Genomic DNA, 26,303 nt, shown 5'->3' on the forward strand with positions numbered 1-26,303 from the left:
CAAGACATGACTGAACGTCGAGAGTCCAATATTCCGGTTATCATCATCGGAGGTGGTCAGGCTGGCTTGTCCGTGAGCTGGTATCTCACCCGTGAAGGTATTGAACATGTGGTGATCGAGCGCCACAGCCGGTTTGAGAGCTGGAGGAACAATCGCTGGGACAGTTTCTGTCTGGTGACTCCGAATTGGCAATGCCGCCTGCCGGGCTGGTCCTATAGTGGCAAGGATCCGAATGGATTTATGCGCAAAGACGAGATCGTTGATTATCTCGACGGCTTTGCGCAGAGCTTCAATCCGCCTTTGATCGAAGGCGTGGATGTAACAAAGGTCGAGCCTCGCGCCGAGGGCGGCTACCGTGTCGAAACCACTGCAGGTCATTGGCTGGCCGATCAGGTTGTCATCGCCACGGGTGGCTACGATCATCCCATCGTGCCTGATTTTGCCAAGGACATCGATCCCGCCATCGTGCAGATTCACTCGCGCGAGTATCGCAGGCCCTCGCAACTGCCAGACGGCGCGGCCCTCATCGTCGGAACGGGCCAATCCGGTGTTCAGATCATGGACGATTTTCATCTGGAAGGTCGCCCGGTTCACCTCGCCGTCGGTCCTGCTCCGCGTAGCCCGCGTAAGTATCGTGGTCGTGACGCCACGGACTGGCTCTATGATGCCGGCATTTATGATGTGACCATTGATAAGCACCCGGACCCGGTAAAAGCGCTTACGCAAACCAACCATTACATGTCGGGCAGAGATGGCGGGAAGGAAATCGACCTGCGGAAATACGCAAATGAAGGGGTCAAGTTGTACGGCTCTGTCGCGGGCGGCGCGGGGTGTACCATGAATTTCCTTCCGGACCTTGAGAAAAATCTCGATGACGCAGACCGGAGCTATCTGGGAATTTGCAAGCAGATCGACGCCTGGATCAGTGCCCAAGGCATTGATGCACCCGAAGAGCCACCCTTCGAGAAGGTATGGAGACCGGAACGAGAAATCGAGGAGGTCGATATTGCGGCAGCCGGGATATCATCGATCATCTGGGCCATCGGCTTCCGTCCCAACTACTCCTGGCTCAAGGTGGATTGCTTCGACGAACGAGGCAGGCCAAAGTTCCAGCGCGGCGTGACCAACGCAGCGGGCCTCTACTTCATTGGTCTGGGTTGGCTTAACACATGGGGTTCAGGCCGATTTCTCGGGATCGATGAAGATAGCCAGTTCCTCGCCAAGGAAATTGTCGCCCGCCAAAAGGCAAGGTTTGCAGCATGAGTCTCAGGCCGTGCCCGACGCAGTCGCAACAGGACGAAACAGAGAGCCATGTCCTCGGCATGGCCGAAATGGGTTATCGCGGCCTTTCCGAGCAATGGCTGTTACGACGGGCGGGCGATCTGCATTGGCGGCTGATTGCAAAAGCAATGGGCCAGCAGGAGGCGTATTTCAAATGCGCAAAGGGGGAGCCGCTTTATGCAGCCTTCTGTTCCACGAGCCTGCGCTTCAGCAATCCCGACATGCCCTCTCTCGGGGGACGTCTTGAATTATCAGGAGAACTGTTCCGCACATCGCAGCAGCGGCTCGCATCCCGACAAAGGATTAGGTTCGAGGGAGACATCATCGGTGAGTTGATACTGTCATCCACATTTGTGGGCCGTTCTGCCGATGGAACCAACCACACGATTGTTCGGCGCAGCCCGAAAGTCATGGCGGTTCCGCCAGATGCACCATTGTCGGTCCAACGCAGTGTTGACAGAGGGTCCGCCGCTGCCCGTTCGATCCTTCAGAAGAATCGAACCGGGCTAGACGCCTTCACCGAAGAAAAAATCCTTCCCTGCCCTGCGACGGACTTCAACGCCGCCGCCCTTCTTTACTTTCCATCCTATAGCGCAATCGCAGACCGCGCCCTCTTCCAGGCCGGGGAAAGGCGACCGGAGCTTTTAGCCTCCAGACACGTGTCTTATGTGGGCAATGTGGAGCCGGGAGAACCGATATCGGTCACATTCAAGCGCTTTTACCGGGGTTACCTCATCAATTTCTTCGGCGCCAGAGATCGACCCCTCGCGACAATGCGAATTCGTTTGCAGCCATCAACACGCCGATCAAGTGAAGGTTGAACTGAAGCACCGAGTGTTTTCGGCGGGTCAAGTTGAAAAAAGTAGAACGCCTTGAAAGGAAGCGAACCACCAACACCCCGATCCGAAAGCTATTAGGCTAGGCTAATTAACTAAAAAAGCTTCAGGTCACTCCTGAGCCCCGTGCAAGACACGCAGTACTCGAACCGTAGCTTCTGTGATTGTGTACGCTGCGACGTAAGGCGTCACGCTGATTACGAGCCTGTATGTCCGGCAATTTTGCCAAACCGGCCACTTGCTGGAAAAGCGATCAGGCGACGGACTGCAACGACGATGCGTTCGTGAGCGCCTGTTTTGCAATTTCGGCCACGATCCGGGGGGCCGATGAAGGCGGTGCATAGATCGTCGATCAACAGAGGCTTATGCCCAGCGAATTGACCAGCCGATGTAGCGCTCATATTCGCGTTCCGGAATGCCGTAAGAGCCGCTCGCCATTTCTTCGAGCTTCTGCCTGTCGAGTATCTTGATGTTTCCCCGGGTCGCCTTGATGGCATGCACACCTTCGAGGATGTGAATTTCGTTGGTCACTCCGGAGCGCCGGACGCCTAGCATCAGTGAGAGGAATTCATGGGTAAGCGGCAGATCATTGGTCCGCAGCCTGTCGTGACACATCAATATCCACCGCGCCAAGCGCTCGGACATATTATAGCGAGCGTTTGCGAGGGCAGAATGTGAAAGTTGCATGTCGCGGCAGTGAACATATCTCAGGATGATTTTTTTCGCTTCCGGTAACTGCTCTATGACAGAGAGGAGTGTGGCTGCCGGTATGGCGATTGCGCTGCCTTCGACCTGCATGAAGGTTTTGTTGGGAGTGCTCTCGACACCCAGGACAAGATGCGTACCTGACATTCCCTCAAATCCCACATGGCCTACCTCAACTGACTCATCGTCGGAATTCGTAGCAACAACCGAGGCTAATCCGCTCTCAAGGAAATTGACATCTTCAATCGGCAGATCGGGTGAGACCAACTCTGAGCGCAACGGTAGACCAACCCGCTTCATGTCAGGTTTCAACAACGCGAATGCCTCTTCAGGCAGAGAACGAAGAAGAAGGTTTTGTACAGTTGACTGAGAAATGTCGGACATTGTCCAGCCTCCGGCGGGATTGAGCCCGTTCTCATGCTGACGGGGTGTGACGTCAACAATCTTAAGCTTATGCGTCAAACAGCATTGGCACGCCAAGAGGCGGACGGCTTCTGTGCGGTTTTGACATTTCTATTGAGCAGACCTGCGGGCATCAGCCAGAGCAAAGGGATCGACTATCTGGACGGTCGCTGAAAACGACAGGATGATAACGGTAAGGCCATTTTCATCCGTGACGTTCATAAGCCAGGAAGACGAATCAGACTTGTTGAGAAGTGCGCCTTTAAGCCGCTCGGCGACCGTTTCGACAGCTTCGTTTCTGGCGCTGTCTACGTCTGAATGTTCAGATCCGACGGTGTCGAGGAAAGAAACACCGTCATGAAAATTGAAAAAATATCGAGCCATCGGCTTCGCTCCCAGTAAGGCAAGAGCAGAATGGGGCTCCTAGCCATCCGCGCCTTGGTTGAAAGCGGATGATGAATAATTATCTCATCTAACTAGGTCATTAAGAAGGCTGGGAATCATTGCCTGCAGTTCTAGTGTTTTCATCAAAGCTGCATGCCCGTCAGCGTGATAAGAAATCAGTCGCTCGTTATGTACGCTTCTGCACACAAGTCATGTTAGGTCCAATTCTCGTTGAACGATATCGAACGCACGCCCTTTAATCATTGTTATGAAATACGCGCGATGTGACGGGGCCGGTGGAGTTATAACTGATGCCATTATTCTTCTTTCATCAATTGACGACATCAGGAGTGATATTAGATGAGGAAGGCACCGAACTCCCTAACCTTTCCATCGCGAAAATCGAGGCGCTCCGCGATGCGCTTCACCTCATGAGTAATGCCGTCAGGCAAGGCCGGGACATCTCCTCGCGCCGCATTCAGATATGCGATGAAGCTGGGCAGGTCCTCTCCACGTTTTCGATGAAAGACGCGATCACGTCGGACGAATAGCCGGCGGCAAGATCACTGATCGCTCGATCCAAGCCCCTGCATTCGCCTCTTCCGACGGCAGAATTACGAACAGGTCAAGGTTCACTGGCCGAGGTGGCTGTTACTTTGCCTGAACCTGGGTGGTAGCAGCAAAGAAAAGTGCGGTCGCGCCGATCACATAAACGGGCCATATCAACGAAAATGGGAGATCAAACAGCGAAAAAAATACCAGCAGGGCTATGCCAAGGAGCCCATCGAGAAACAAATGGAAGCGGACTCGCAGGAACCGGAGCATCCCAAGCTCATAGTCGGTGATGAGACTGTAGAAGATGACAACAACGCCCAGAATGACGAGAGCCATTTGCGGAGTGCCATTCAGTCCCAGAACATACGGCAGGCCCATCATGACCAGCCCCACCAGATAATCCACAAATCCATGAAACTTTGTCGGAACAAATCGCATGCCACGTCTCCAGATTTTCGATCTCCACAAACTTCGCGAATGCCGTTGAGTTCCCGACCGACGCTGGTCTGTCAAACTGTATTCACCAGATAACTTCGGAACCGTGGGCTGGCGATGAAGTTCGGGAGCAGAACAGCGCCATAACCCCCTGGAAAGGAGAAACACTATGGCAGACCCACTATGGCTTGCCGTCGTTGCGGGCGGTCCACTTTTACTGGGCGCCGTCTTCATTTTCGTCCTGCTTCGACAACGTGAGCCAACACTCTAGGAGAAGCAGGAACGGAAACGAAAGTTCGAGAAACTTTATGAAGGCGATTAACGGAAAGTCATTCAGATGAAGAACAACCGAACAATTTGGCCATTTATCTGTGCCGCTATCGTCGTGGTTGCCATGTTTGCAATTGTCTATTTCGTCAGAACTGTCCCAGAGACGGCTCCCTCAAATCCGCCGGACAGAGGGCAGACAGAGGAAAACGCGCCTGCCGGTCCTGCCGATGCCAATTCGGAACCAGGCAGCCGATAATGTGAGCCTGCATGGCGGGAAGCCGATGACCAATGACACGCCACGAGGATTTCTATCAACGTGGCCATGAGGGCGATGTCCCCCGCCATGCCGGGGACAGGCCGATAACCTACTGGTTCATATCGGTGGCCATCTTAAGATGATGTTCCAAAGCTGGCCGGGTCTTGGCGGCCCAGCTCTTGAGGTCGCTGTTTTCACCCTCCTCACCGTAGCGTGTGAACAGGTCAACAGCATCCTCATGCACGTCTTCCTGATCCGAATGGTATTGCTTGGTGAATTCTTCACCCTGGAGCTTCTTCAGTTCATCAAGCATTTCTTGGTGAGCAGAAGACATGGCGGTGGGAATATTGGCTTTTACTTTCCCGGACGTCACCATGGCCTTCAACTCTTCGGAGGTTTTCTGGTGGTCCGTCAGCATCTGTTGAGCAAAATCCTTTGTCTTTTCATCGGCACGCTCCAACGCAAGTTTGCTGGACTCGATCTCGAACATGTCGCTGCTTGCAGCTTCCAGTACAAAATCCTCTGTCTTGGGCGCCATCCCCATCACGGAATTAACGCCCGTCTTTTCAGCGGTCGATTGTGCGATTGCTGTCGATCCGGCAGCTGCCAAGACGATGGATGCGAGAAGTATGATTTTCTTCATGACATATTACTCCTGTTGGTGATGGGCGCACTAACTGGCATCGCAGCCTCGGGTTCCTGAGCAAAGGACGAATTCCATGCGCCAGTTTTGACTGTGGACTGGAAGTCCATGCGGACTGCACTCAACAATCCATGCGTCATGCCGGCGTATCATGCGTGGACAAGGAAAATCTTCAGCAATGCGAGGATTGCAATCATGCCGATTCCCCAGGAAAACAGCCAGTTTGCGAGCACAAGAAGCGTCCGCGCCAAACCTTTGCTTGGCCACATTGTTCCATCGCCGCCGAATGCAAAAGGCAGAGGAGGGTCTAGGACCGAACAGGGGCCATGTTTTTCAGGAACCAATTCCCCTCGGGAATGTTCGATGGCACCTTAAACTGGAGTCATAAAATGGAAACCGATTACGCACGCAGCATCTTCGTCACAGGCATTCGCAATGCCCACGCGATGGAAAAGCAGGCCTTGTCGATCTTGAATCCGCAACTTACCCGCATCGAACATTACCCGGAGGTCGCTGACAGGATCGAGGCTCATATCAGGGAAACCGAAGGTCAGATTTCGCGTCTGGAAGAAATATTGCACGGACTGTCGGAAACACACTCGACATTGAAAGATGTCGGGCTTTCAATATCGGGGTCTATGGCGGCCATGGGTCATACGATGGCAGGCGACGAGATCCTCAAGAATTCTTTTGCCAACTTCGCCTTCGAAAATTTCGAGATTGCAGCCTACAGGTCGCTTTTGCTGATGGGTGAGAATGGCGGATTTACGAGTGCCGTCTCGGCACTCAATGAAAATCTTCGTGAGGAGCAGGCAATGGCTGCCTGGCTTGAAGAGCATCTTTCCATGGTCACCAGCCGCTTCATCTCCCTGTCCGAAGCCGGAGAGAAGGCAAAGGTCTGAAATCATGAGCAGGCGAATAGCCGCTGTTGGTTCAATCTGTCTGGTTGCTATTGCACTGGCTGCCTGCACCAATCTGAGTGGGGCGGTTGAGCCCAAAAGGAGGTTCCGATGAGCTCTGAAACAACGACCAATCACGATACGATTAAAAAGTGGGTTGAGGCACGCGATGGGTGTCCCTCCGTCATTCGTACCAACGGTAAAGGTGGCATTCTGCGGATCGACTTTGGTGACAAGGAAGAGGAGTTCGAGGAGATCGGTTGGGAAGAGTTCTTCACGATCTTCGAAGAGGGCAGGCTTGCATTTCTTTATCAGGACAAGACGAAAGATGGCGAGACGAGTCGCTTCAACAAGTTCGTTGAGCGTGAATGAACGATGGCGAGCTAAGAGCAGTGACAGCGCCCGAGGACGATGAACTAGGCCCTGTGCTGAGGACCAATATCGACGCTCTCATAGAGCGTCGACGCGCAAGTGAAAAACAGGCTGGCATACAGGAACGCGCTGCCTCATCCATCAGCCGGTTCGTCGGCTCCATGCCGTTCGTCTACATTCACATTGTCTTCTATGGCATCTGGATTGTCGTAAACACAGGCTGGATACCGGTGCTGCCCGCATGGGATCCATCTCTCGTCATCCTCGCCATGGAAGCATCGGTCGAGGCAATTTTTCTGTCGACATTCGTACTCATCAACCAGAACAGGATGGCGGCGCAGGACAACCTCCGCGCTGACCTCGACTTGCAGGTAAACCTACTCAATGAGCGAGAAACAACCCGCCTGATATACATGGTTGAAGCCATTGCGGCAAAACTTAACGTCTCTGATGGCGAAGAGGACGGGGTCTCAGAACTCAAGAAAGAGGTGCGGCCGGAGGCCATACTCGATCACATAGAGCGCAAGGGTGAGGCGTAAGGAAATGCTAGGCTTGGGTTTGCTCATCCTGTAGACACTTCCGGCGTTCGGCATTGATCCTGCGTTGTTCTGCACGGATCAATGCGACCGACCGGAGCCCAATGCCGGGCATCGCCAGAAGCTGTATGTCGGAAAGAGTAGCGACAGCGCTCACCTTTTTCACGCCGCTTTTTTCGAGAGCATTTATGATCCAGCGAGGAAGATGACTTTTGCCCAGCATGTCGCTCGGTAAAGTGCGATTCTTTTTTCCGGGGGTCAGTCGCTGCCTCGACATCTGCACCTCCTGGCCGGTTTCAAACCTTCGAACTGCGGTAGATTTGATCGATCGTCTTTGAAACCGTGACCAGGTTCTCGCTGGCCGGATCAAAAAGGTTCCCGAGACTAAGCTGCTTTGCCCAGGCGATCGCCGCTTGCGCACCCCAGTCATCCGGCGGCATGACCAAAGGCTCTTTCGATGTCCCGGAGAACTTCTCCGTCGCGAAGTCATAGAAGGAGCCGTTGATGTTGCGCATGGCAGCACCTCCGTCTGTGCCATAGAAGGTGGCGTCGATGACGCAATCAGTTCCAGCATTGAGCCGCCAGGAACAGGCTATGCGAACCACCGTGCCATCTTCCAGTTGGAGGGTAGCGACTGCGAAATCTTCAACCGGACCGGACAGGTCCAATAATGGCTTGCCTTGTGCCATCAAGTGGCTGGAAACACTGACAATCCGGGGAAAATCCAGAGCCCAGAGCGCAAGATCGATAAGATGTACGCCCAGATCAATCAGGCATCCGCCACCGGACTGTTCCCTGTCATAGAACCAGGGTTTGTCGGGACCATAGGCATTGTGAAATGTCAGATCCACAGCCATGACATCGCCGAGCGCCCGTGCGTCGAGCAACTCCCTAATGCGCTGCATTCCCTTGGTGTGTCGGTAAGACAGATCTACGCCGAGAAGAACATTGGCTGTTCGGGCGGCATCGACGACAGCGCGCACTTCGGCCGCATCGCGCCCCAGCGGCTTTTGGCAAAACACCGCTACACCAGCATTCAGGGCGCGAATGGCTTGATCAGCATGCTGTGCGCTGGGCGTTGCGATCACGATACCGTCGAGGTCGCGGTCTAGAAGTTCATCCAACGTCCGAACGCCCTCGGCTGCCGGTGCAGCGGTCAATGCTGCTTCCAGCGTTTGCGCGCAGGGATCGGCAATAGCTTGCGCAGTTACCAGCCCTGTCGCCAGCATGGTCTCCATGCGGCTTTTCCCGATCCAGCCGACGCCCAGAAATCCCAGTCGGGCTGGCTTCGTGGCACGGCGGACATCTTCCAGTTTGATTATGCTGTTCATGGGTTGACCACCAATGCCTTGACGAAATTCCCTGGACGATCCCGTGCGTCGTTGAGAGCTTGGTCCAGATGATGGAGAGGATAGGTGTGTGTATAGAGAGACGACGGATCAAGTCGGCCATCGCACACCGCCTCCACCGCGTCCCGAATGCCTTGGATGTAAACAGCGGGGTCACGCTCATGGGCATTGATGACGTCTAATCCCCGCCAGTTCCACATCTGCATGTTGACCTGTCTGGGTCCATCCTGATGATAGCCTGCGACTACCAGACGGCCGCGCTCCATGGTCAGTTCGGCGGCCAGATCGAGCGGCCATTGCTTGCCCACCGCTTCAATGACACAATCACACCGTCTCTCGCCTGTTAGCGCTTTTACCTCTTCGATGATCCGCCAATGGTCATCCATGGTGATCACATGCGATGCGCCAAGACGCTTTGCCATCTCCAGCGGTTCGGAACGGCGGGAAATCGCGATGACCCTGGCCCCAACGCTGACCGCAAGCTGCGTCAGGAGGGCACCAAGGAAACCAATGCCGATAATGGCCACCGTCTGGCCTTCTCGGATCTCTGCACGTTTGAAAATATTCATGGCGCAACCGAGCGGCTCGCCCGGAAAGGGCTTTCCATCCAGAGCCGACGGGAGCCTTACGACTCGGTCGGTCGTTGCAAAATCGTGACTGGCATAGGCATTGTAAGACAGTGCGGCGACCCTGTCTCCCACTTTAAAATCATCGATACCTTCTCCGACAGCGTCGATCCTGCCCCACCCCTCGTGGCCGAGGTCGCCTGGTTCGGTGGGAAACTCCATCCACTCCGGGCCAGCCCAGGGCGTGAGGTTTGAAGCGCAAACGCCGCAGCCTTCCAGTTGGATTCGTACCTCTCCCGGTGAAGGCTGGCGCAAGACAGAATTTGAAATCGTCACCTGCCCAGCGGCTGGAATGATGGCCGCCGTCAGCTGCGTGCGTTGCAATGAGTTTGAGTTTTCCATATCCATGTGCTGATCCAAAATTTCCTGTGAAGACTGTTGAAACGCTGGCGTTGAACGGCAGGCATGTTGCTGCTCTCACAATTGGCGCTTTCCAAACGCCATTGGCATTCGGGCCGACCGAACTTACAAAAATCGGCAGAGTTCCGAACAATTTTCACAGAAATCATCAATGAAGACAAGGCAGACCAAAATAGCAAAGGCTCAATTTATCAATATTTTTCAATGAGCTATCTCTGTCGATGAGGCGGATTTTGCATCTGGATCACCGCTGTCATTGATGAAGTCAATGATGTTGTCAAAGATATCAAAGAAGAAGGAACTTTTCCAACCCGCTGTTGTTCGGCGCTCGTCAAAACGCCTGAAAAGCAATTTATGGGGTATCCATGACAAGGATTTTGGTCACCGGTGGGTGCGGTTTTATTGGTCGTCACGTCGCCGAAGAACTTCTGAACAACAAATACGAGGTGCGCATCCTCGATGCGCTTATAGATCAGGTTCACGCGGACGCACAGGCCGTGATGCCGCAAGGCGCAGAGGTCGTTCGTGGCGATGTCAGAGACAAGGCCGTGGTCGAGGCAGCGCTGGAGGGCGTTGAGGGTGTCATTCATCTGGCAGCCGAGGTCGGGGTCGGCCAGTCGATGTATGAAATCGCCCGCTATGTTGGGGGCAATGATCTGGGAACGGCCGTCCTTCTCGAAGCGATGATCGGCAAACCCATCAAGAAGATCGTCGTCGCATCTTCCATGAGCGTCTATGGTGAAGGGCGATATACCACGACCGAGGGACAATCGCTTGATGTGGCGCGTCGCAGTGCGGAAAACATCAGGAAGGCTGAGTGGAACCCGCTTTCCCCCGAAGGTCGATCTCTGGTTCCTGTGGCAACCGATGAAGGGAAACCAGTCGATCTCGCTTCCATTTATGCCCTCACGAAATATGCGCAGGAAAAGCAGGTCCTGATTTTCGGAGAAGCCTATGGAGTGGACGCGGTCGCGCTGCGTCTTTTCAATGTGTTTGGTGCCGGGCAGGCGCTTTCCAATCCCTATACGGGCGTTCTGGCAAACTTCGCATCGCGGCTCGCCAACCGACAACCACCGATGATTTTTGAAGACGGACAACAAAAGCGGGACTTTGTTCACGTCAGAGACGTTGCCCGTGCGTTTCGCCTCGCATTGCAAACACCTGAGGCGCGGGGTCAAGTCATCAACATTGGCAGCGGGCAAGCCTATACGATCGAACAGGTCGCTGCCCTTCTCGCCGATGCCATGGGTGTTCCGGAGATTACGCCCGACATCATGAACAAATCCCGCTCTGGAGATATCCGCAACTGCTTTGCGGACATTTCGAGGGCGCGCGCTGTCCTTGGCTTTGAACCGAAGCATTGGCTGGAAAACTCACTCGGGCCGTTTGCCGAGTGGGTCCGTAGCACGGGAGCGGTGGATCGCAGTGCCGAGATGAAGCGGCACCTGGAACAAAGAGGGCTGGTCTCATGACGTCCTCTGATCCAAAAGGCCCGTCTCCCAAGGATACATACGGGTTTGTCGAGTGGTTCCGCCCCGGCGAATATGAGCGCACGGAACGACTTCTTCCTCAAATCCTCGCCAGCGGTGCCAGCTATCTCCGAACTCATCTTTCATGGGCAGAATATCTGGCGCCTGGCGGCGAGGCCTGGTTCGACTGGCTCATTCCCCGGTTGGGTGGAGGCATCGACCTTCTTCCCTGCGTGCACTACACACCGCCTTCCATGTCGCGTACAGGCCGCGCATCGGGCGCACCTCACGACCTCAAATCCTATGCTGACTTCGTCGACCACGTTCTGACACGATACGGCAAATATTTCCGCCATATCGAGCTATGGAATGAACCTAACAATCTGCTCGACTGGGATTGGCGCGAAGACAGCGATTTCCAGCTGTTTTGCGAGATGGTCGGCGGTGCCGCCTTCTGGGCAAAAGAGCGCGGTTTCAAGCCCGTTCTGGGAGGGCCCTGCCCTTTCGACCCCTATTGGCTCAATCTGATGGGTGAGCGCGGTGTTTTAGGCGTTGTGGACGCGGTCGGTTTCCACGGCTTTCCTGGAACCTGGGACAGTGAAGAAGGTGCGTGGGGCGGATGGGATATGCATCTGGGGGAGATGCGCAAAATCCTGAACCGCTTCAATCCGCAGGCTCAAATATGGATTACCGAAACCGGTTATTCCACATGGCGCAGTGACGAGATGGAGCAGGCGCGCCGCTTCATGAAGGCGCTGCACGTTCCTGCAGACCGCATGTATTGGTATTCCTGGCAGGATGTCTCACCCGATGTTCCCGTTCAGGAGGGGCTGTGGTTTGATCCGCGCCATTATCATCTCGGCGCTGTGACACATGATCACCAGCCCAAATTATTGGCGCGCCTTTTGCTGGAAGGCGGCGTGGCAAGGCTGGAGGAGGTCACGCGGCTTGCCACTCCAAATCTCGCCACCGGGGCGGCCCCTACCGTGGTCACCGGAGGAAGTGGTTTCATAGGATCCAATCTGGCGGCCAGCCTGTTGGAAGATGGTGACGATGTCATCATTCTCGACAATCTGGGGCGTCCGGGGGTTGATCAAAATCTTGCATGGCTAACGGCACGCTATGGCGAACGTGTTCACCCAGTTCTTGCAGATGTGCGCGATATGCGCAGCATAGAGGCCGCGTTTACGGATGCAAAAGCCGTCTACCATCTTGCAGCACAGACCGCCGTTACAACAAGTCTGGCACATCCATTGGATGATTTCGAAGCCAATGCTCGCGGAACAATCAATGTGCTGGAAGCCGTCCGCAAGGCATGCAAGCGGGCACCTGTGATCTTTGCCAGCACGAACAAGGTGTATGGCGCACTCGAAGATATAGAGATGCTTCAAACGGATGATCGCTACGTCCCGGCAGACGAAACAATCCGCTCGCGAGGCATTGGGGAGGAACGTCCGCTTGATTTCTGCACACCGTACGGATGCTCGAAGGGCGTAGCGGATCAATATGTGCTTGATTACGCGAAATCGTTCGATATTCCGACAGCCGTGCTGCGCATGAGCTGCATTTACGGTCCCCGTCAGTTCGGCACGGAAGATCAGGGCTGGGTGGCACATTTCCTGATCCAGGCCCTCTCAGGTCGGAAGATATCCATTTATGGCGATGGCAAGCAGGTCCGCGATATCCTGCACGTTGATGATGCTGTCACAGCATATCGCGCCCTGCTTCGATCGATTGACCAGGTGAAAGGTCAGGCCTTCAATCTGGGCGGTGGGCCGGGCAATGCAGTCAGTATTCTCAGCGTTCTCAACGCCATCGAAGATCTGGCAGGACAGCAATTGCAGGTCGAGTTCGCAGACTGGCGCGCGGGTGACCAGTATTATTTTGTTGCCGACACACACAAGCTGGATTCAGCGCTGTCATGGAAACCGACCGTTTCATGGCGTGACGGCCTCAGGCATCTGACGGAATGGCTGGTTGAAAATCGCTTCGGCGGGCGCTTGCCGTCCAATGCTGACAAGCGTGAGGCTTTGGCATGATGAGGCCCGGCCAGAGCGAAACAACGCGCGTGTTGATGACAGTGGATGCCGTTGGCGGTGTCTGGCGGTATGCGATGGACCTTGCCGCAGGTCTTCGACTGCTTGATGTCGATGTGGTGTTTGTCGGTCTGGGACCGCAACCTTCTGACGCGCAGCGAGCGGAGGCTGAGACATTGGGAACGCTGTGCTGGCTCGACGCTCCGCTCGACTGGATGGTGCAGGAAGAAGAGGCGCTGGCGCAGGTTGGCCCTGCTCTTGAAGAAGTCGCTAGATCCGAAGATGTCCATCTCCTGCACCTGAATCTGCCGTCGCAGGCGGCCATGCTCGCCACTGACCTTCCAGTCGTCGCAATGTCGCATTCATGTGTGGTCACGTGGTTTGCAGGGGTGCGGGGACAGGATGTGCCGCTAGACTGGCAATGGCACAGACGATTGAACCGTCAAGGCTTTGACCGTGCCGACGCCGTATTTGCCCCAAGCCGCAGCCATGCGACGATGTTAAAACATGCCTATGGCGCAATCCGCAATCTGACGGTGGTTTATAACGCCACCCGAGCAGAGCCGGGTGCTGCCGAAAAAGATGCCTTGATCGTTGCGGCGGGACGGTGGTGGGACGAGGGGAAGAATGGCCATATCCTCGACGAAGCCGCAAAATCTGTTCACGGCACGATCATTATGGCGGGCGCAAACAGAGGGCCACAGGGGCAGTATCTGCCGATCCGCCACGCCGACCACCGGGGAGAGCTGAAGCATGATGAGGTTGCGGCACTGATGCGGCATTCCTCCATCTTCGTATCGCCATCTGTTTATGAACCCTTCGGACTGGCGGTTTTGGAAGCGGCACGCGCCGGCAATGCAATGGTTCTGGCGGACATACCGACCTACCGCGAACTCTGGCACGATGCGGCCTTGTTTGCGGATCCACATAACGCGACCGCCTTTGCCTCTGCAATCAACCGTCTGTGGGACGATGAACCTTTGCGACGGCGGCTGGCTGAGAAGGCAGCGCAACGATCCCAAAATTTCGAGATCGAACGACAGGCGGTGGCCATCGCCGATCTTTACAACAGGCTGCTGCGCCGCAGCTCCTCCTTTCGTCACATGGAGCTATCATGAAATTCATCTTTTACACCCACTCCCTGATGTCCGACTGGAACCATGGCAACGCGCATTTCCTGCGCGGCATCATGCGGGACCTGATCCGGCGCGGTCATGATGCGGTTGCGCTGGAGCCTGTGGATTCCTGGAGCCGCCTCAACCTTCTGCAAGATCAGGGTGATGCGCCGTTGGCTGATTTCGCCACAACATTTCCAGAGCTCCGAAGCGTTAGCTATGACACTGGATTTGATCACGAAGCAGCCGTTTCTGACGCGGATGTGGTGGTGGTTCACGAATGGACCGACCCTGCTATCATCGCCGAAATAGGCCGTATTCGTGGCCGGGGTGGCGCCTTCACCTTGCTTTTTCATGATACCCACCACCGCGCAGTCTCCGCGCACGCAGATATCGCTGCGATGATGCTGCAGGAATACGACGGGATTCTCGCCTTTGGAGAAACCTTACGGCAACGCTACTTTGCAGCCGGTTGGGGCCGCACGGTGTTTACATGGCACGAAGCGGCAGATGACAGCCTGTTCAAACCCATGCCGGATGTCGAAAAAATCGGCGACCTGATCTGGGTGGGTAACTGGGGCGACGACGAAAGATCGGCAGAAATCATCGAATTCCTTGTGGAGCCTTCCAAGGAACTGGAGCTGAAAACGTGGGTGCACGGGGTTCGATATCCTGACCATGCCCTTGATGCACTGAGCAAAGCCGGAATCTCATTCGGCGGCTGGATTGCCAATGCCATGGTGCCGGCCGCCTTTGCCCGCTACAGGGCAACGGTTCATATTCCGCGTCGTCCCTATGTTGAGCATCTGTCGGGCATACCCACGATCCGTCCGTTCGAGGCAATGGCATGCGGCATTCCTCTGATTTGCGCACCCTGGGACGATGCCGAACATTTGTTTCGTCGCGGTGAGGACTATCTCACTGCCCGTGATGGCGATGAAATGAAGGCGCTGCTTCACGACATCCTGTCCGACCCGGAATTAGCCTCGTCGCTTTCCCGTTCAGGCCTTGAAACCATCGCCGCCCGGCACACGTGCCGACACCGCGTTAATGAGCTGTTTTCCATTCTTTCAAGCTGCGGCACCGACCGGGTGACACGCCAAATCGCAACGCAGGAGGCTGTAGCATGAAGATCGCGTTTTATGGATCAAGCCTTGTCTCTGCCTATTGGAACGGAGCGGCCACCTATTATCGCGGCCTCATCCGTGCGCTTGCGCAGAGAGGCTATGCCATCACCTTTTATGAACCTGATGTGTACGACCGTCAAAAGAACCGTGACATGGAGCCACCGGACTGGTGCAAGGTTGTTGTCTATGACGGCACCGTCAGTGCCGCCAGGTCGGTCGCCGCAGAGGCAGGCAAGGCGGATATCGTCATCAAGGCAAGCGGCGTCGGCTTTGAGGACGACCTTCTGCTCAATGAGATACTCTCTGCCGCCCGGCCCGATGCACTCAAGATTTTCTGGGACGTCGATGCGCCTGCGACACTGGCTGAATTGCATGCGGCGCCTGATCATCCATTCCGGAAAGCCCTTGGTATGCTTGACCTTGTGCTGACTTATGGCGGTGGGGACCCGGTGGTGAAGGCCTATCGTGCCCTCGGCGCGCGGGATTGCATACCGATCTATAACGCGCTGGATCCCGAGACCCATCATCCCGTCCAACGAGACGCTCGTTTCGAGGCGGATCTGGGTTTTCTGGGCAATCGGCTTCCGGACCGGGAAGCGCGGATGGAGCGTTTCTTTCTGGAGCCGGCAGCAAAGCTACCTACCGCGAGCTTTCTTCTCGGTGGGTCTGGATGGAATGACAAGCCCATGTCTGGGAACGTCTCCTATCTCGGCCACATTTCCACGCGTGATCACAATGCTTTTAACGTGACACCGAAAGCCGTTCTCAACATCTCCCGCTCAAGCATGGCTGAAACCGGCTTCTCGCCTGCCACTCGGGTGTTCGAGGCCGCTGGGGCGGGGGCATGCCTGATTACCGACTATTGGGAGGGAATAGACCTCTTCCTGAAGCCGGGTGAGGAAGTTCTCGTGGCCCGCGATGGACAGGATGTCATTGAGATCATGGCCGGGCTGACTGCCGAGACCGCCATGTTGACGGGAAGAAATGCTCTCCGCCGCGTTATAGCCGAGCACACTTACACGAGCAGGGCTGCGGATGTTGACGCCGTGTTTCGCACCCGCATTCCGCAGTAAACGGAGGCAGCCCAGTGACCCAACGAATGAACATCGTCTTTATAGGTCTTTCATTGTCTTCCTCTTGGGGAAACGGTCACGCAACGACGTTCCGTTCCCTGATCCGGGGGCTCGACGCAGAAGGCCACCGCGTCCTTTTTCTGGAGAGGGATGTGCCATGGTACGCCAGCAACCGCGATCTCGCCGATCCCGATTTTTGCGAACTTGCCTATTACTCCGATGTTGACGGCCTGATCGAGACATATCGGCCTCGCCTTGAGCAGGCTGACGCCACTATCGTGGGGTCATATGTGCCCGATGGTGTCGAAGTGATCGACCGCCTGACCGAAATCGGCATCTCCAACTTCTGCTTTTACGACATCGACACCCCGGTCACACTCGCCAAGCTCGACAGCGGAGAAGAGGACTACCTCGCGAAGCGTCAAATGCCGATCTTCGACGCCTACTTCTCTTTTTCAGGAGGTGAGGTTCTTGATCGTCTGGAGAGGCGTTACGGGGTGGGCCGTGCGATCGCTCTCTATTGTTCTGTCGACGAGCGCCGATATAGCCCCACCGGTGAGTCGCATGTCTGGGATCTCGGTTATCTCGGAACCTACAGCCCGGACCGTCAGCCCACTCTGGAAAGGCTGCTGATCGAACCTGCACGCCGGTTGCCGCATCTGCGCTTTGTGGTCGCGGGACCGCAATATCCCGAGAGTATCGATTGGCCAGCCAATGTCGAACGGATAGAGCACCTTGCACCGCGCGACCATTCGTCCTTTTACAGCCGCCAACGCTTCACCCTGAATGTAACCCGTGCTGACATGATCGCTGCGGGCTGGTCGCCGAGTGTGCGGCTGTTTGAAGCTGCGGCCTGCGGAACCCCCATTATCAGCGATGAATGGCGCGGGCTTGAGGAGCTGTTTGCCAACGACAGCTCGATCACCATCGCGCAGGCCACTCAAGATATCATCGATGCCCTGACCGGAATGGATGATGTGCATCGAAGCAAGATGGCTGAGCGCGCACGTGCGATCGTCATGGAAAGCCACATCGGGGTAGCGCGGGCCCGCGAATTTGTGAGGGCAATCGCGGACCTGAGCCGGAAACATTATCCGAGCGCGGGTTCGCCACCAAGTTTCACCATGAGGAGAACTGAGATGCTGCAGAAAACGTCCAATGGCAAAGGTAAGACCGTTCTTGTCGCAGGCGGGGCAGGCTTTGTGGGCTCGCATCTGTGTGATGCGCTTCTTGCTCATGGCGAAAGGGTCATCTGCGTCGATAGTTACATCACGGGCTCGAAAGACAATGTCCGACCACTGGCGAACCACCCGAATTTTCGGCTGATCGAAAAAGATATTTGCGACTTGTATCGGCTGGATGAGCCGGTCGAACAGATTTACAATCTTGCCTGCCCAGCATCACCGCCACACTATCAGGCCGATCCCGTCCATACGATGATGACGTGCGTTGCGGGTACAGGCAATTTGCTCAAGCTTGCAGAGCAACACGATGCAAGTTTTCTTCAAGCCTCGACCAGCGAAGTTTACGGCGATCCAGCCGAACATCCTCAACGAGAGGAATACCGTGGCAATGTGAACTGTATAGGACCCCGCGCCTGCTACGACGAAGGAAAGCGGGCTGCCGAGGCGCTGTGCTTTGATGTGCTGCGCACGGGAAAAGTGGACGCGCGGGTCGCACGTATATTCAATACCTATGGTCCGCGCATGCAGCCCAATGATGGCCGCATCATCTCAAACCTGCTCGTTCAGGCGTTGAAGGGAGATGCTTTGACGATCTACGGCACCGGTGAGCAAACGCGCTCGTTCTGCTTCGTCAGCGACCTCGTCGCCGGGCTGATGGCTCTCATGAATGTAGACCCGAACCCAGGTGCCCCGGTCAATCTGGGCAATCCGGGAGAATTTACGATCAACGAGTTGGCATCCATGGTCATCGCGATGGTTCCTTCCGCGAACAAGATAATCCATCAGCCGCTGCCGGAGGATGATCCACAGAGACGACGCCCTGACATATCCCGTGCGAAGGAGTTGCTGGGCTGGCAGCCGCGTATTCCACTATCCGAGGGGCTGCGGCAAACCGCAGCCTGGTTTACCGCCATCACTTCCGAACAACCAGGCGACAGAGCTGCACGGCCCGCGAGGGATAACGTTGCAAGCGTTCATTGCGAACCTGTTCGCGCATAAGCATGGATGCAGATGTCATGATCAGCAAAGACGCATTGAGACAAGAGATCAACGATCTTGAACCATGGTTTCACAACCTCGATATAAACGGCGTTCAAACCGCACCGGACCACTTTCTGGGCGATTACCCGAGCTTCAAATGGCAAGGGTTCAAGAATATCATTCCGGAGGATCTGGATGGGAAGACCGTGCTGGACGTGGGCTGCAATGCAGGCTTCTACAGCCTTGAAATGAAACGCCGCAATGCCGCCAGGGTCGTCGGGATCGATTCGGATCCGCATTATCTTCGCCAAGCCGAGTTCGCTGCCAAGCGATCGGGGCTCGATGTCGAGTTCAGGCAGATGACGGTCTACGATGTCGCCAAACTGAATGAGACATTCGACCTGGTAATCTTCATGGGTGTTTTATACCATTTGCGGCACCCCTTGCTGGCGCTTGACCTGCTCTACGAACACGTCGTCAGAGACAAGCTCTTGTTCCAGTGCCTGCAACGTGGCGACGGCAGAAAGCCCGTTTTGGAAGAGAATTATGACTTCTCCGAGTGGGCCATATTCGACCGGCCAGACTACCCCAAGCTGTTTTTCGTTGAGGAACGCTTTGCCAGCGATCCGACGAACTGGTTCGTACCCAATAGTTCGGCGATGGAGGCCATGTTGCGTAGCTCCGGCTTTGTGATTGAGGAAAATCCGGAGCGAGAAGTCTATCTTTGCTCCCGTGGCCAGCGCTACTACGCAGCTGAGCCGCCACCCCGGATTTATTGACCTTCGCCTTGCCTGACGCTTCCGTTGCTAGGGATCGCGCGTGATACTCACGCCAGCATTCCCGCACGCACTGCCGCGTTAACAAAGGCGTCGCGCGCCTTGTCGCATGGCAACTCCTTCTGAATGGCCTTGAGACAATCACACTGAGCAAGTTCGCCGAGGTCGTCTTGCGTATAAGGCCAACGATGGTACAGATAATGTAGACCGTCCTCCGGGCCGCGAACGGCCTCTACGGCACCGTTTCCGATCCTGACGTAAACTGGTCTGTTCCACGTTACAGTGAATTTGGTTTCAATGATTAAATTTGGCATGAAGCACCTCCTTCAGCACTAACAACCCCTATCTGGCGGGGTTCCTTACCGTACGGTTCCGCACGAGTGGAGATCCGGTTCCGGAAGGTGCACGGGCACAAAGTGCAGGCGACATCCGGCGATCGACCGTTAAGCAGTGCCTACAGGGCAGGCTGGTCTGATCGCAGGCTCTCATGCGTAAGCTTTCTATTTTTCGAGCGCAGTTCGAGTTCATCCCGCGCAATCCGTAAGACAAGGGAGAACAACTCACGCTCAAGTGCGTCTGTCTCCAGAGGTGGATTGTCGATCAAGCACGCGATGGCACGATCTGCGATCCTTCGCTTCATGTGCTTATGTTGAGTGAAGTGTCCGGCGAGATCCAAGAGAAAGAGCCCAATGTGTGTTTCATTGTACCTGTCTTCATCATGTGAAACTGACATGCTGTGGCACTCCCTGCGGGCATGGAGACCGATTTGCTCCTTGCGGCTGCGTCATGAATGACATTGCCAACCTTAACGTGCTCAGCACGTAATTCTATTCTACGTACGGTTTCGAGCAAAAAGTCACTTTAATGGATCTATTTCAATCGCTTAACTGGTCCATGAACAACCAGGGGAAAGGTTATTTTTTACACACAACTTCTTACATTCGTCAAATTTGCGACTTTATGGGAACGGCTTGCTCTCAAATTCCATTGTTGAAACAGGAGAGTTCTAGTTGCGGCTACTGGCGGCGTCCTTATCTCCCATAGCAACCGCCAAATCGTGGCGCGCCCTATTGATACGGCTTTTGACCGTACCGGTTTTGCACCCGCATATTACCGCCACTTCCTCGTAACTCGTTCCTGAGGCAGTCAGGATGAGCGCAGTCCTTGTCTCTTCCGGTAGAGTTTCCAAGGCGCGCCGCAGCTCGCCATAGCGGACATGGGCGAGTTGTGGGGCTTCTGAGGTCATCGCCAGGTGGGGTAAACTTTCAGCGATCACCGGCTCCCGAATTCGCTTGCGGTAAGCCGTACAAAAGGTGTTCCTCAGAATTGTGAAAAGCCAGGATTTTAGTGATGTTCCAGGATTGAACTGGTGGGAATACTTCAAAGCCTTGAGAAAGGTCTCCTGAACGAGATCATTCACATCGTTGTCATCACTCACGAAGCGCCTCGCAAAGCGGCGTAGCGGCTCCTCCAGATCCGTCAGGCTTTTGTGGAAGTCGTTTCCGTCCTGCATATTTTCCCCTCCAGGAAATTTTAGGCTTGTCTAAACAATGCGTGCTCTTGGGGAATGTTGCTGTACGAAAGCGTACATAAGGACAAATAAGGGAGGCGGACCTGCAGGCCCGCCACCCAAGGGCTCAATCAGCATTAAAGCTGCTCTTTCTGCGCGCCGCTATTGGGCTTGGCGGCTCCAAGATCCGGCGTTTGTCCAAGCGGCATCATATTCGCGGAGATGAATTCGCCTTTCCCGTCGATTGATGAACCAGAGGACCACCGTCCGGGGGCAGGAGCACTTCCGTCCTGCTGGAAGCCAAGATAGGCGTAACTGAAATCCCGATTTTCCTGCTCCTGTGGGAAGCTGTTGGGTATCGGGAACACGCCCTTCTCACCTCCCAGCTCCTCCAGCGCTGCCAGCCACTGGTTCTGGTGCATCGTGTCACGCGCGATCAGGTATGACAGCATTTCCTTCATTCCAGGATCGGTTGTCAGATTGAAAAGCCGGGTCGCGAGGACACGGCCAGTCGACTCAGCGGCCACATTGGCGGTCATGTCCGCAGCGATATTTCCACTGGCGTAGATGTGCGACATATCGAAAGGTACGCCATCGGAATCGACGGGCATGGCCGACAGTCCTGCCGACAGCAGGTTCTTCATGTTCAAACCACCCAACACCGCACTTGCAACTGGGTCGGCCGCAATCTCATCCTTGATCTCAACGGGCGCACCCTCAAGATTGAGAGCAACCGCCGTCGCCAGCATTTCGATATGCCCCAGTTCTTCTGCTGCGGTGTTCATAAGAAGGTCGCGGAACTTTGGGTTGCCTCGGGCGCCGCAAGCCTGAAAGAAGTATTGCATCGCGACGCGGATCTCGCCTTCCACACCTCCGATCGCTTGCTGGAGCGCTCTGGCGAACATGGGGTCTGGCGTCTCCACCCGTACCGGGAATTGCAGTTTTCCATCTGTATAGAACATCGATCTCTCCTTTGTTGGAGGCCGCCGAACCTTCGTTTCCATTCATTGTTCCGAAATCTCCAGGGAGTTTTTCGGAACCTAAGCGGGCACCTGTGGTTGGGCCGCCAAAAGGAAGGGTCCATGAGCACACCAGAGAGCAAAGTTCAGTCATCACCTAAGAATGGGCAACGCCATCGGCCCAAAGTCATTATCGTAGGGGCAGGCTTTGGTGGCTTGTCATGTGCTGGCGCTCTCGGCCCCTCGCCGGTCGATATCGTTGTCATCGACCGGCGAAATCATCACCTCTTTCAACCGCTTCTATATCAGGTGGCAACTGCAGCTTTGTCTCCTGCCGATATTGCTGAGCCGATCCGTAAAACTCTTTCGCGTCATAAAAACATATCTGTCGTATTGGGGGAGGTGGTAAGCGTTGATCCCCAGGGTCAAACGCTTGTGACCGATGATGGTCACATCCACGCTTACGATTATCTCATCTTGGCGACGGGGTCCGAATATAATTATTTCGGACATGATGACTGGAAGGAATTCGCGCCAGGGCTCAAGTCTCTGCGAGACTCGCGACAGATACGTCAAAGACTTCTCATGGCGTTTGAGAAGGCTGAACTCGCAACATCGCCAGAGGAAAAGCGTGCGTGTTTGACAACGGTTGTGATCGGTGGCGGACCTACCGGCGTAGAAATGGCCGGGGCGATCTCGGAGCTGGGTCGTTTCATGATTGCACGGGATTTTCGCAATCTGTCCCCTGATGAAATGCACGTGATGCTCGTGGAAGCCGGGCCAAGACTGCTTGCGACCTTCCCGGAAAAGCTGGCGCAATATGCGGAAAATCATTTGCGAAACGTTGGTGTCGACGTTCTTCTGGGGTCGAGGGTGACAGATATCAGCGCTCATGACGTCGTTATAAATGAAACACGCATCAAATGTGGCACTATCGTTTGGGGGGCGGGCATCAAGGCGTCGCCAGCGGCTTCATGGTTCGGGTTGTCAGGAGATAGAATTGGGCGTCTGCCGGTGTCATCAAGCCTTGAAGTCAGCGGATTTCCCCATCACTTTGCTATTGGAGATACGGCACTGGTTGTTGGTGGAGACGGAAAACCCCTACCGGCACTTGCCCAGGTTGCTAAACAGCAAGGTGAGCATCTCGGTAAAAATCTCCGGCGTCATATCGAGAGCGGAGCGCAATTAGAGCCATTTGTTTTCAAAAACAGGGGCAATACCGCTGTAGTGGGCAGAAACTCCGCAGTGTTCGACTTCGGCTCGTGGACACTGAAAGGCCGTGCCGCCTGGTTTCTTTGGGCCATCGTCCATGTTTACCTCCTCATCAACTTCGAAAAACGACTGCTTGTATCCATCCAGTGGATTTCCAGATATTTTACCAAGCAGAGAGGCGCGCGGATCATAGACGAGAATAAAGTCGGGCGGGCTAACACAAAGTAAAGGGCGCTCGGTTCAATTATGCCGTTGCCCGCTGAACAGTCCCCGGGAGACTTTGGCAAGCTCTTCTGCTTCTGCGGAAAGGATATATCCGCTGAATTTGTCTGGGACTATGGAGGCAACATAGGACGTCGCAAAGACGTAGGGTATCTCCATCTCCTCCAGCATTTTCACGACAGGGAACACGAGCGCGTCGTCCAGAAAGACATCAAGGATAGCAGCATCGACCTTGTGTTCCTCAAGGAGAAGGAGTGCCTTCTCAGCACTGGCTGTCCGGCCTGCGATCGTTGCGCCGAGCTTTTCAAGCGCCCGGCGGCTCTGCTCATCAAGCAACGTGTCATCCTCTACGACAAGGATCCTCTTACCCTTGAATATCTGAAGATGCTTATCCAAAATAGTCGACTCCGCAAGTTTGTCTTGTGTATACGTGCCCCCTCGCCAACCGGATTTAAATTACGCTGCTTTTTTGGATTTTTACCGAAATATCAGGCGCTCTCGTCGCCTCTGTCTCCGGCAGTAGGGCGACAGGCCTCGCGAAGGTTCAGCTACACAGCTTAGCAGCACGGACTGCCCAACATACATGCCGGCGGCGGCAGCAACGGCCCGTTACCTTCTGGATCAATAGATCGGGGGCGGTCACTCGTCCTGTTGCAACGCATGGGGCGAGGGTTGCCCTTGCTGGCGGGTTTCAGGTGTTAGATAGATCAAGGAAAATGCTACTGAGGTAACGATCAATACCACGAGTATGGCGACAAACATCCATCTGCTCTTGCCTGCGCTGCGGTTCATTTTTCATCCTCCTCGAGATCGCGGTTCACCCGGCGCAGACCTTTTCTTGCTTCTTCCTTCAGCTTCTCCCTTGCCGCATCAGCATTTTCGCTGTCCGTGCGCGTTGCATCGCTCTCTTTGTCTTTGATGGTCTTCGACATATCATATCTCCTGTCAGGCCACTCAAATCGAGTTTTGCCCTAGGCCTCCCCAACCACGCAGCGAAGCAATAGGTCCCATACCAAATGCTTTTGCATCCTTACGGCTTGTGCCCCCAGCAATTGAGTTTCAGAGAGCAGACCTGTCTGCAGCCGCCAGCTCAAAACATGGTCTAATTGTCGGATATCGTACAGATTCAAACAGGATATGGAAATCAGATCAAGGTTGCAGCATAAGCCGTTGATCATGTGCTTAAACAACTATCCCCGCTCTTCATTCGGAGGAGATATGACTCCGCCTCTTCAGGACAAAGTGCGAAATCTTTTACTTCGTGCCGCAAGTCCCGCAGCCTTTGCGCTGCTTGCTCCTCATATGCGACATATTGAACTGCCTCTGAACTTTGCGCTTGTGGAGCAGGATCAATCAACTGACAAGATATGCTTCTTGGAGAAGGGACTTGCTTCCGTCGTAGCGATCACAACTGACGACGAAATGGTCGAAGTCGGGCATATCGGTTTTGAGGGAGCAACGGGATTACATACGGTCCTTAATGCCGACAGGTCCCCGACGAGAACGTTTATGCAAGGCGAGGGACATGGCTACCTGATGCCCGCCGACGTAGTCAGATCTGTGATGGATACATCACCGGAAGATCGTGCTCTTATTTTGAGATATCTGCATTCGTTTACGATTCAGGTTTCATATACGGCGCTCGCCAATGCCCGGCTCAGCATCTACGAACGGTTATCCCGCTGGCTGCTGATGTGCCAGGACCGTCTGGGTGACGATCTGGGCCTAACCCATCAATTTCTGTCGATCATGCTTGGGGTGCGGCGGTCGGGGATTACCGATCAGCTGCATATGCTGGAAGGCATTGGCGCTATCAGATCGACGCGCGGCAATGTGCGCATTCTTGACAGAAACAAATTGGAAGAGATCGCGGGGGGAAGTTATGGAGTGCCGGAAAACGAATATGAGCGCCTGATCGGCGCTAAAATCCGGTTTTTCTGAACGGCAGTCTTTACGCTTTAAGGCGAAGGAACGGGAGCCACGGCTCCCGTCGCTTTTCTCACCTGCGTGAGCTTTCCGCGTTGACTTCGCCACGAGAGAGCGCCTTGGAAAACGGCACCAACTGGTACAAAGCAGAAATACCAACGAGGATGTACACGATCGTGGCTAGCGCGCTGTCCCTTCCGCCGAACACAGTAGCGACAAGATCAAAGTCCGCCAGACCAACGAGCAACCAGTTGATCCCTCCGACAATGATCAGCAGTAAGGTGATGAGGTTCATCGTTTTCATTGCATTATCCTCGTTTTAGAAGTTTGAAATTATGGAAAAAAGGCCCGATGAGGGGCTGGGTAGTCACTTCGTTTGACGTTCCTGCTCGGCCAATTCCTTGTCGACAACCTGGCGCGAACCTTCGGCGGGTTCTTGGCTTGCTTCTGTGTCGGATTGTTCGCCGGCTGCATCTTCAGTCGCCATGCCCGCCGCTTGCCAATGTTCAACATGACGACCTTCTGGGCGGCCTTCACTTTCCCATAATTTGTAAGCTCTTAACTGTCTGTCGGTATCGGTAATCATGTTCTTCTCCGTGAGCTATGACTTGAGGACCCGGCGTCTTCATCGCGCTTCTGCCCTTTGTTCGGGACACGGTGCCAACTCTGGCACCCCCCAACTGTTCCCCGTTTGTCAGAAACCGTACATTTCTGTTGTCGCTTGAGACCTGGTCACGGCAGGTGGGTGGGCGACCCATCTGATTTGCAACGCGAAAATTTTTCGATGCAACAGGAACATCTGTG

At 54.9% G+C, this 26,303-nt stretch carries 30 protein-coding genes and 2 pseudogenes; 16 read left to right on the forward strand and 16 right to left on the reverse strand.

From position 1 onward, the window contains the following. Positions 1 to 6: 6 nt before the first annotated feature. Positions 7 to 1,263: an MSMEG_0569 family flavin-dependent oxidoreductase gene (locus ACQZ51_RS20300; protein WP_448779995.1), complete on the forward strand. Its 1,257-nt coding sequence runs from the start codon at positions 7 to 9 to the stop codon at positions 1,261 to 1,263. Further along, a complete protein-coding gene (locus ACQZ51_RS20305; protein ID WP_448779997.1) occupies positions 1,260 to 2,102 on the forward strand; it encodes a Pnap_2097 family protein in 843 nt (280 codons plus the stop codon). Before ACQZ51_RS20300 ends, ACQZ51_RS20305 begins: the two co-directional genes overlap by 4 nt. A 126-nt stretch (positions 2,103 to 2,228) precedes the next feature. Here the strand turns inward: ACQZ51_RS20305 and ACQZ51_RS20310 are convergent. From ACQZ51_RS20310 to ACQZ51_RS20320, 3 genes and pseudogenes are all read right to left on the reverse strand, one after another. Further along, a pseudogene (locus ACQZ51_RS20310) lies at positions 2,229 to 2,518 on the reverse strand (type II toxin-antitoxin system RelE/ParE family toxin). After that, the gene (locus tag ACQZ51_RS20315) at positions 2,481 to 3,206 is read right to left on the reverse strand and encodes a Crp/Fnr family transcriptional regulator (RefSeq protein ID WP_448779999.1); all 726 of its coding nucleotides are present in this window, start codon (positions 3,204 to 3,206) and stop codon (positions 2,481 to 2,483) included. Before ACQZ51_RS20315 ends, ACQZ51_RS20310 begins: the two are co-directional and overlap by 38 nt. Positions 3,207 to 3,335: 129 nt before the next feature. Next, complete coding sequence (locus ACQZ51_RS20320; RefSeq protein WP_448780000.1) at positions 3,336 to 3,608, reverse strand: DUF6894 family protein; 273 nt, start codon at positions 3,606 to 3,608, stop codon at positions 3,336 to 3,338. A 311-nt stretch (positions 3,609 to 3,919) separates the two neighbouring features. Here ACQZ51_RS20320 and ACQZ51_RS20325 point away from each other — a divergent pair, with 311 nt between their 5' ends. Next, complete coding sequence (locus tag ACQZ51_RS20325) at positions 3,920 to 4,159, forward strand: DUF6894 family protein (RefSeq protein ID WP_448780002.1); 240 nt, start codon at positions 3,920 to 3,922, stop codon at positions 4,157 to 4,159. A 100-nt stretch (positions 4,160 to 4,259) separates the two neighbouring features. Here ACQZ51_RS20325 and ACQZ51_RS20330 read toward each other — a convergent pair whose 3' ends face one another. Beyond that, entirely contained in the window at positions 4,260 to 4,601 is a 342-nt protein-coding gene (locus ACQZ51_RS20330) for an SPW repeat domain-containing protein (protein ID WP_448780003.1), read from the reverse strand. A 632-nt stretch (positions 4,602 to 5,233) separates the two neighbouring features. Further along, a complete protein-coding gene (locus tag ACQZ51_RS20335) occupies positions 5,234 to 5,767 on the reverse strand; it encodes a DUF4142 domain-containing protein (protein ID WP_448780005.1) in 534 nt (177 codons plus the stop codon). 389 nt (positions 5,768 to 6,156) lie between these two features. Between ACQZ51_RS20335 and ACQZ51_RS20340 the strand changes: the two genes are divergently transcribed. The 3 genes from ACQZ51_RS20340 (at position 6,157) to ACQZ51_RS20350 (ending at position 7,577) form a co-directional block, all read left to right on the forward strand. After that, a complete protein-coding gene (locus ACQZ51_RS20340) occupies positions 6,157 to 6,669 on the forward strand; it encodes a ferritin-like domain-containing protein (protein ID WP_448780007.1) in 513 nt (170 codons plus the stop codon). 108 nt (positions 6,670 to 6,777) lie between these two features. Beyond that, on the forward strand, positions 6,778 to 7,038 hold the full coding sequence (locus ACQZ51_RS20345) for a hypothetical protein (protein ID WP_448780009.1): 261 nt from the start codon (positions 6,778 to 6,780) through the stop codon (positions 7,036 to 7,038). Next, positions 7,035 to 7,577, forward strand: a complete 543-nt coding sequence (locus ACQZ51_RS20350) for a DUF1003 domain-containing protein (RefSeq protein WP_448780010.1) — start codon at positions 7,035 to 7,037, stop codon at positions 7,575 to 7,577. Before ACQZ51_RS20345 ends, ACQZ51_RS20350 begins: the two co-directional genes overlap by 4 nt. Before the next feature lie 7 nt (positions 7,578 to 7,584). Here ACQZ51_RS20350 and ACQZ51_RS20355 read toward each other — a convergent pair whose 3' ends face one another. The 3 genes from ACQZ51_RS20355 to ACQZ51_RS20365 are packed head-to-tail and all read right to left on the reverse strand — an operon-like array spanning position 7,585 to position 9,897. Further along, the gene (locus ACQZ51_RS20355; RefSeq protein WP_448780012.1) at positions 7,585 to 7,851 is read right to left on the reverse strand and encodes a hypothetical protein; all 267 of its coding nucleotides are present in this window, start codon (positions 7,849 to 7,851) and stop codon (positions 7,585 to 7,587) included. Positions 7,852 to 7,870: 19 nt separating this feature from the next. Further along, the gene (locus ACQZ51_RS20360) at positions 7,871 to 8,905 is read right to left on the reverse strand and encodes a Gfo/Idh/MocA family protein (protein ID WP_448780014.1); all 1,035 of its coding nucleotides are present in this window, start codon (positions 8,903 to 8,905) and stop codon (positions 7,871 to 7,873) included. Next, positions 8,902 to 9,897: an MDR/zinc-dependent alcohol dehydrogenase-like family protein gene (locus ACQZ51_RS20365; RefSeq protein ID WP_448780016.1), complete on the reverse strand. Its 996-nt coding sequence runs from the start codon at positions 9,895 to 9,897 to the stop codon at positions 8,902 to 8,904. The genes ACQZ51_RS20360 and ACQZ51_RS20365 overlap by 4 nt, the downstream gene beginning before the upstream one ends. 377 nt (positions 9,898 to 10,274) lie before the next feature. Here ACQZ51_RS20365 and ACQZ51_RS20370 point away from each other — a divergent pair, with 377 nt between their 5' ends. The 8 genes and pseudogenes from ACQZ51_RS20370 to ACQZ51_RS20405 all read left to right on the forward strand — a co-directional run bounded on the left by ACQZ51_RS20370 (position 10,275) and on the right by ACQZ51_RS20405 (position 19,673). Then, complete coding sequence (locus tag ACQZ51_RS20370) at positions 10,275 to 11,381, forward strand: NAD-dependent epimerase/dehydratase family protein (protein WP_448780018.1); 1,107 nt, start codon at positions 10,275 to 10,277, stop codon at positions 11,379 to 11,381. Then, on the forward strand, positions 11,378 to 13,417 hold the full coding sequence (locus ACQZ51_RS20375; RefSeq protein ID WP_448780020.1) for an NAD-dependent epimerase/dehydratase family protein: 2,040 nt from the start codon (positions 11,378 to 11,380) through the stop codon (positions 13,415 to 13,417). The genes ACQZ51_RS20370 and ACQZ51_RS20375 overlap by 4 nt, the downstream gene beginning before the upstream one ends. Beyond that, positions 13,414 to 14,532, forward strand: a complete 1,119-nt coding sequence (locus ACQZ51_RS20380) for a glycosyltransferase family 4 protein (RefSeq protein ID WP_448780022.1) — start codon at positions 13,414 to 13,416, stop codon at positions 14,530 to 14,532. Before ACQZ51_RS20375 ends, ACQZ51_RS20380 begins: the two co-directional genes overlap by 4 nt. Further along, positions 14,529 to 15,659, forward strand: coding sequence for a CgeB family protein (locus ACQZ51_RS20385; RefSeq protein WP_448780024.1), 1,131 nt, complete (start codon positions 14,529 to 14,531; stop codon positions 15,657 to 15,659). Before ACQZ51_RS20380 ends, ACQZ51_RS20385 begins: the two co-directional genes overlap by 4 nt. Then, a complete protein-coding gene (locus ACQZ51_RS20390; protein WP_448780026.1) occupies positions 15,656 to 16,729 on the forward strand; it encodes a CgeB family protein in 1,074 nt (357 codons plus the stop codon). Before ACQZ51_RS20385 ends, ACQZ51_RS20390 begins: the two co-directional genes overlap by 4 nt. A 14-nt stretch (positions 16,730 to 16,743) precedes the next feature. After that, positions 16,744 to 17,784: pseudogene (locus ACQZ51_RS20395) on the forward strand (CgeB family protein); the annotation flags it as partial. 84 nt (positions 17,785 to 17,868) lie between these two features. Next, entirely contained in the window at positions 17,869 to 18,912 is a 1,044-nt protein-coding gene (locus ACQZ51_RS20400) for a UDP-glucuronic acid decarboxylase family protein (RefSeq protein ID WP_448780125.1), read from the forward strand. 17 nt (positions 18,913 to 18,929) lie between these two features. Continuing rightward, positions 18,930 to 19,673: a TIGR04290 family methyltransferase gene (locus ACQZ51_RS20405; RefSeq protein WP_448780028.1), complete on the forward strand. Its 744-nt coding sequence runs from the start codon at positions 18,930 to 18,932 to the stop codon at positions 19,671 to 19,673. A gap of 47 nt (positions 19,674 to 19,720) precedes the next feature. Here ACQZ51_RS20405 and ACQZ51_RS20410 read toward each other — a convergent pair whose 3' ends face one another. From ACQZ51_RS20410 to ACQZ51_RS20420, 3 genes are all read right to left on the reverse strand, one after another. Beyond that, positions 19,721 to 19,984 carry a DUF982 domain-containing protein gene (locus ACQZ51_RS20410; protein WP_448780029.1) on the reverse strand — a complete coding sequence of 88 codons (264 nt, stop codon included), beginning with the start codon at positions 19,982 to 19,984 and terminating at the stop codon, positions 19,721 to 19,723. A 692-nt stretch (positions 19,985 to 20,676) separates the two neighbouring features. Further along, complete coding sequence (locus ACQZ51_RS20415; RefSeq protein WP_448780031.1) at positions 20,677 to 21,183, reverse strand: sigma-70 family RNA polymerase sigma factor; 507 nt, start codon at positions 21,181 to 21,183, stop codon at positions 20,677 to 20,679. Between the two features lie 134 nt (positions 21,184 to 21,317). After that, on the reverse strand, positions 21,318 to 22,142 hold the full coding sequence (locus tag ACQZ51_RS20420) for a manganese catalase family protein (protein WP_448780033.1): 825 nt from the start codon (positions 22,140 to 22,142) through the stop codon (positions 21,318 to 21,320). A 120-nt stretch (positions 22,143 to 22,262) separates the two neighbouring features. Here ACQZ51_RS20420 and ACQZ51_RS20425 point away from each other — a divergent pair, with 120 nt between their 5' ends. Beyond that, a complete protein-coding gene (locus ACQZ51_RS20425; RefSeq protein ID WP_448780035.1) occupies positions 22,263 to 23,579 on the forward strand; it encodes an NAD(P)/FAD-dependent oxidoreductase in 1,317 nt (438 codons plus the stop codon). 12 nt (positions 23,580 to 23,591) lie between these two features. Here the strand turns inward: ACQZ51_RS20425 and ACQZ51_RS20430 are convergent, their stop codons facing one another. The 3 genes from ACQZ51_RS20430 to ACQZ51_RS20440 form a co-directional block, all read right to left on the reverse strand. Then, positions 23,592 to 23,969 carry a response regulator gene (locus tag ACQZ51_RS20430; RefSeq protein WP_448780037.1) on the reverse strand — a complete coding sequence of 126 codons (378 nt, stop codon included), beginning with the start codon at positions 23,967 to 23,969 and terminating at the stop codon, positions 23,592 to 23,594. Positions 23,970 to 24,212: 243 nt separating this feature from the next. Further along, entirely contained in the window at positions 24,213 to 24,365 is a 153-nt protein-coding gene (locus ACQZ51_RS20435; RefSeq protein ID WP_448780039.1) for a hypothetical protein, read from the reverse strand. Further along, positions 24,362 to 24,505, reverse strand: coding sequence for a hypothetical protein (locus ACQZ51_RS20440; protein ID WP_448780041.1), 144 nt, complete (start codon positions 24,503 to 24,505; stop codon positions 24,362 to 24,364). The genes ACQZ51_RS20435 and ACQZ51_RS20440 overlap by 4 nt, the downstream gene beginning before the upstream one ends. Positions 24,506 to 24,791: 286 nt before the next feature. On the opposite strand from ACQZ51_RS20440, the gene ACQZ51_RS20445 reads away from it, so the two are divergent. Then, the gene (locus ACQZ51_RS20445; RefSeq protein WP_448780042.1) at positions 24,792 to 25,514 is read left to right on the forward strand and encodes a Crp/Fnr family transcriptional regulator; all 723 of its coding nucleotides are present in this window, start codon (positions 24,792 to 24,794) and stop codon (positions 25,512 to 25,514) included. A 58-nt stretch (positions 25,515 to 25,572) separates the two neighbouring features. Here the strand turns inward: ACQZ51_RS20445 and ACQZ51_RS20450 are convergent, their stop codons facing one another. Next, on the reverse strand, positions 25,573 to 25,803 hold the full coding sequence (locus tag ACQZ51_RS20450; protein ID WP_448780044.1) for a DUF378 domain-containing protein: 231 nt from the start codon (positions 25,801 to 25,803) through the stop codon (positions 25,573 to 25,575). Positions 25,804 to 25,866: 63 nt separating this feature from the next. Continuing rightward, positions 25,867 to 26,085, reverse strand: a complete 219-nt coding sequence (locus ACQZ51_RS20455) for a DUF2934 domain-containing protein (RefSeq protein WP_448780046.1) — start codon at positions 26,083 to 26,085, stop codon at positions 25,867 to 25,869. Positions 26,086 to 26,303: the final 218 nt, after the last annotated feature.

The sequence above is a fragment of the Agrobacterium sp. CG674 genome (assembly GCF_053521645.1).

Coding starts and splice junctions, on each gene's coding strand:
- ACQZ51_RS20300 (WP_448779995.1), top strand. CDS start 7: ATGACTGAACGTCGAGAGTCCAATATTCCGGTTATCATCATCGGAGGT.
- ACQZ51_RS20305 (WP_448779997.1), top strand. CDS start 1,260: ATGAGTCTCAGGCCGTGCCCGACGCAGTCGCAACAGGACGAAACAGAG.
- ACQZ51_RS20315 (WP_448779999.1), bottom strand. CDS start 3,206: ATGTCCGACATTTCTCAGTCAACTGTACAAAACCTTCTTCTTCGTTCT.
- ACQZ51_RS20320 (WP_448780000.1), bottom strand. CDS start 3,608: ATGGCTCGATATTTTTTCAATTTTCATGACGGTGTTTCTTTCCTCGAC.
- ACQZ51_RS20325 (WP_448780002.1), top strand. CDS start 3,920: ATGCCATTATTCTTCTTTCATCAATTGACGACATCAGGAGTGATATTA.
- ACQZ51_RS20330 (WP_448780003.1), bottom strand. CDS start 4,601: ATGCGATTTGTTCCGACAAAGTTTCATGGATTTGTGGATTATCTGGTG.
- ACQZ51_RS20335 (WP_448780005.1), bottom strand. CDS start 5,767: ATGAAGAAAATCATACTTCTCGCATCCATCGTCTTGGCAGCTGCCGGA.
- ACQZ51_RS20340 (WP_448780007.1), top strand. CDS start 6,157: ATGGAAACCGATTACGCACGCAGCATCTTCGTCACAGGCATTCGCAAT.
- ACQZ51_RS20345 (WP_448780009.1), top strand. CDS start 6,778: ATGAGCTCTGAAACAACGACCAATCACGATACGATTAAAAAGTGGGTT.
- ACQZ51_RS20350 (WP_448780010.1), top strand. CDS start 7,035: ATGAACGATGGCGAGCTAAGAGCAGTGACAGCGCCCGAGGACGATGAA.
- ACQZ51_RS20355 (WP_448780012.1), bottom strand. CDS start 7,851: ATGTCGAGGCAGCGACTGACCCCCGGAAAAAAGAATCGCACTTTACCG.
- ACQZ51_RS20360 (WP_448780014.1), bottom strand. CDS start 8,905: ATGAACAGCATAATCAAACTGGAAGATGTCCGCCGTGCCACGAAGCCA.
- ACQZ51_RS20365 (WP_448780016.1), bottom strand. CDS start 9,897: ATGGATATGGAAAACTCAAACTCATTGCAACGCACGCAGCTGACGGCG.
- ACQZ51_RS20370 (WP_448780018.1), top strand. CDS start 10,275: ATGACAAGGATTTTGGTCACCGGTGGGTGCGGTTTTATTGGTCGTCAC.
- ACQZ51_RS20375 (WP_448780020.1), top strand. CDS start 11,378: ATGACGTCCTCTGATCCAAAAGGCCCGTCTCCCAAGGATACATACGGG.
- ACQZ51_RS20380 (WP_448780022.1), top strand. CDS start 13,414: ATGATGAGGCCCGGCCAGAGCGAAACAACGCGCGTGTTGATGACAGTG.
- ACQZ51_RS20385 (WP_448780024.1), top strand. CDS start 14,529: ATGAAATTCATCTTTTACACCCACTCCCTGATGTCCGACTGGAACCAT.
- ACQZ51_RS20390 (WP_448780026.1), top strand. CDS start 15,656: ATGAAGATCGCGTTTTATGGATCAAGCCTTGTCTCTGCCTATTGGAAC.
- ACQZ51_RS20400 (WP_448780125.1), top strand. CDS start 17,869: ATGCTGCAGAAAACGTCCAATGGCAAAGGTAAGACCGTTCTTGTCGCA.
- ACQZ51_RS20405 (WP_448780028.1), top strand. CDS start 18,930: ATGATCAGCAAAGACGCATTGAGACAAGAGATCAACGATCTTGAACCA.
- ACQZ51_RS20410 (WP_448780029.1), bottom strand. CDS start 19,984: ATGCCAAATTTAATCATTGAAACCAAATTCACTGTAACGTGGAACAGA.
- ACQZ51_RS20415 (WP_448780031.1), bottom strand. CDS start 21,183: ATGCAGGACGGAAACGACTTCCACAAAAGCCTGACGGATCTGGAGGAG.
- ACQZ51_RS20420 (WP_448780033.1), bottom strand. CDS start 22,142: ATGTTCTATACAGATGGAAAACTGCAATTCCCGGTACGGGTGGAGACG.
- ACQZ51_RS20425 (WP_448780035.1), top strand. CDS start 22,263: ATGAGCACACCAGAGAGCAAAGTTCAGTCATCACCTAAGAATGGGCAA.
- ACQZ51_RS20435 (WP_448780039.1), bottom strand. CDS start 24,365: ATGAACCGCAGCGCAGGCAAGAGCAGATGGATGTTTGTCGCCATACTC.
- ACQZ51_RS20440 (WP_448780041.1), bottom strand. CDS start 24,505: ATGTCGAAGACCATCAAAGACAAAGAGAGCGATGCAACGCGCACGGAC.
- ACQZ51_RS20445 (WP_448780042.1), top strand. CDS start 24,792: ATGACTCCGCCTCTTCAGGACAAAGTGCGAAATCTTTTACTTCGTGCC.
- ACQZ51_RS20450 (WP_448780044.1), bottom strand. CDS start 25,803: ATGAAAACGATGAACCTCATCACCTTACTGCTGATCATTGTCGGAGGG.
- ACQZ51_RS20455 (WP_448780046.1), bottom strand. CDS start 26,085: ATGATTACCGATACCGACAGACAGTTAAGAGCTTACAAATTATGGGAA.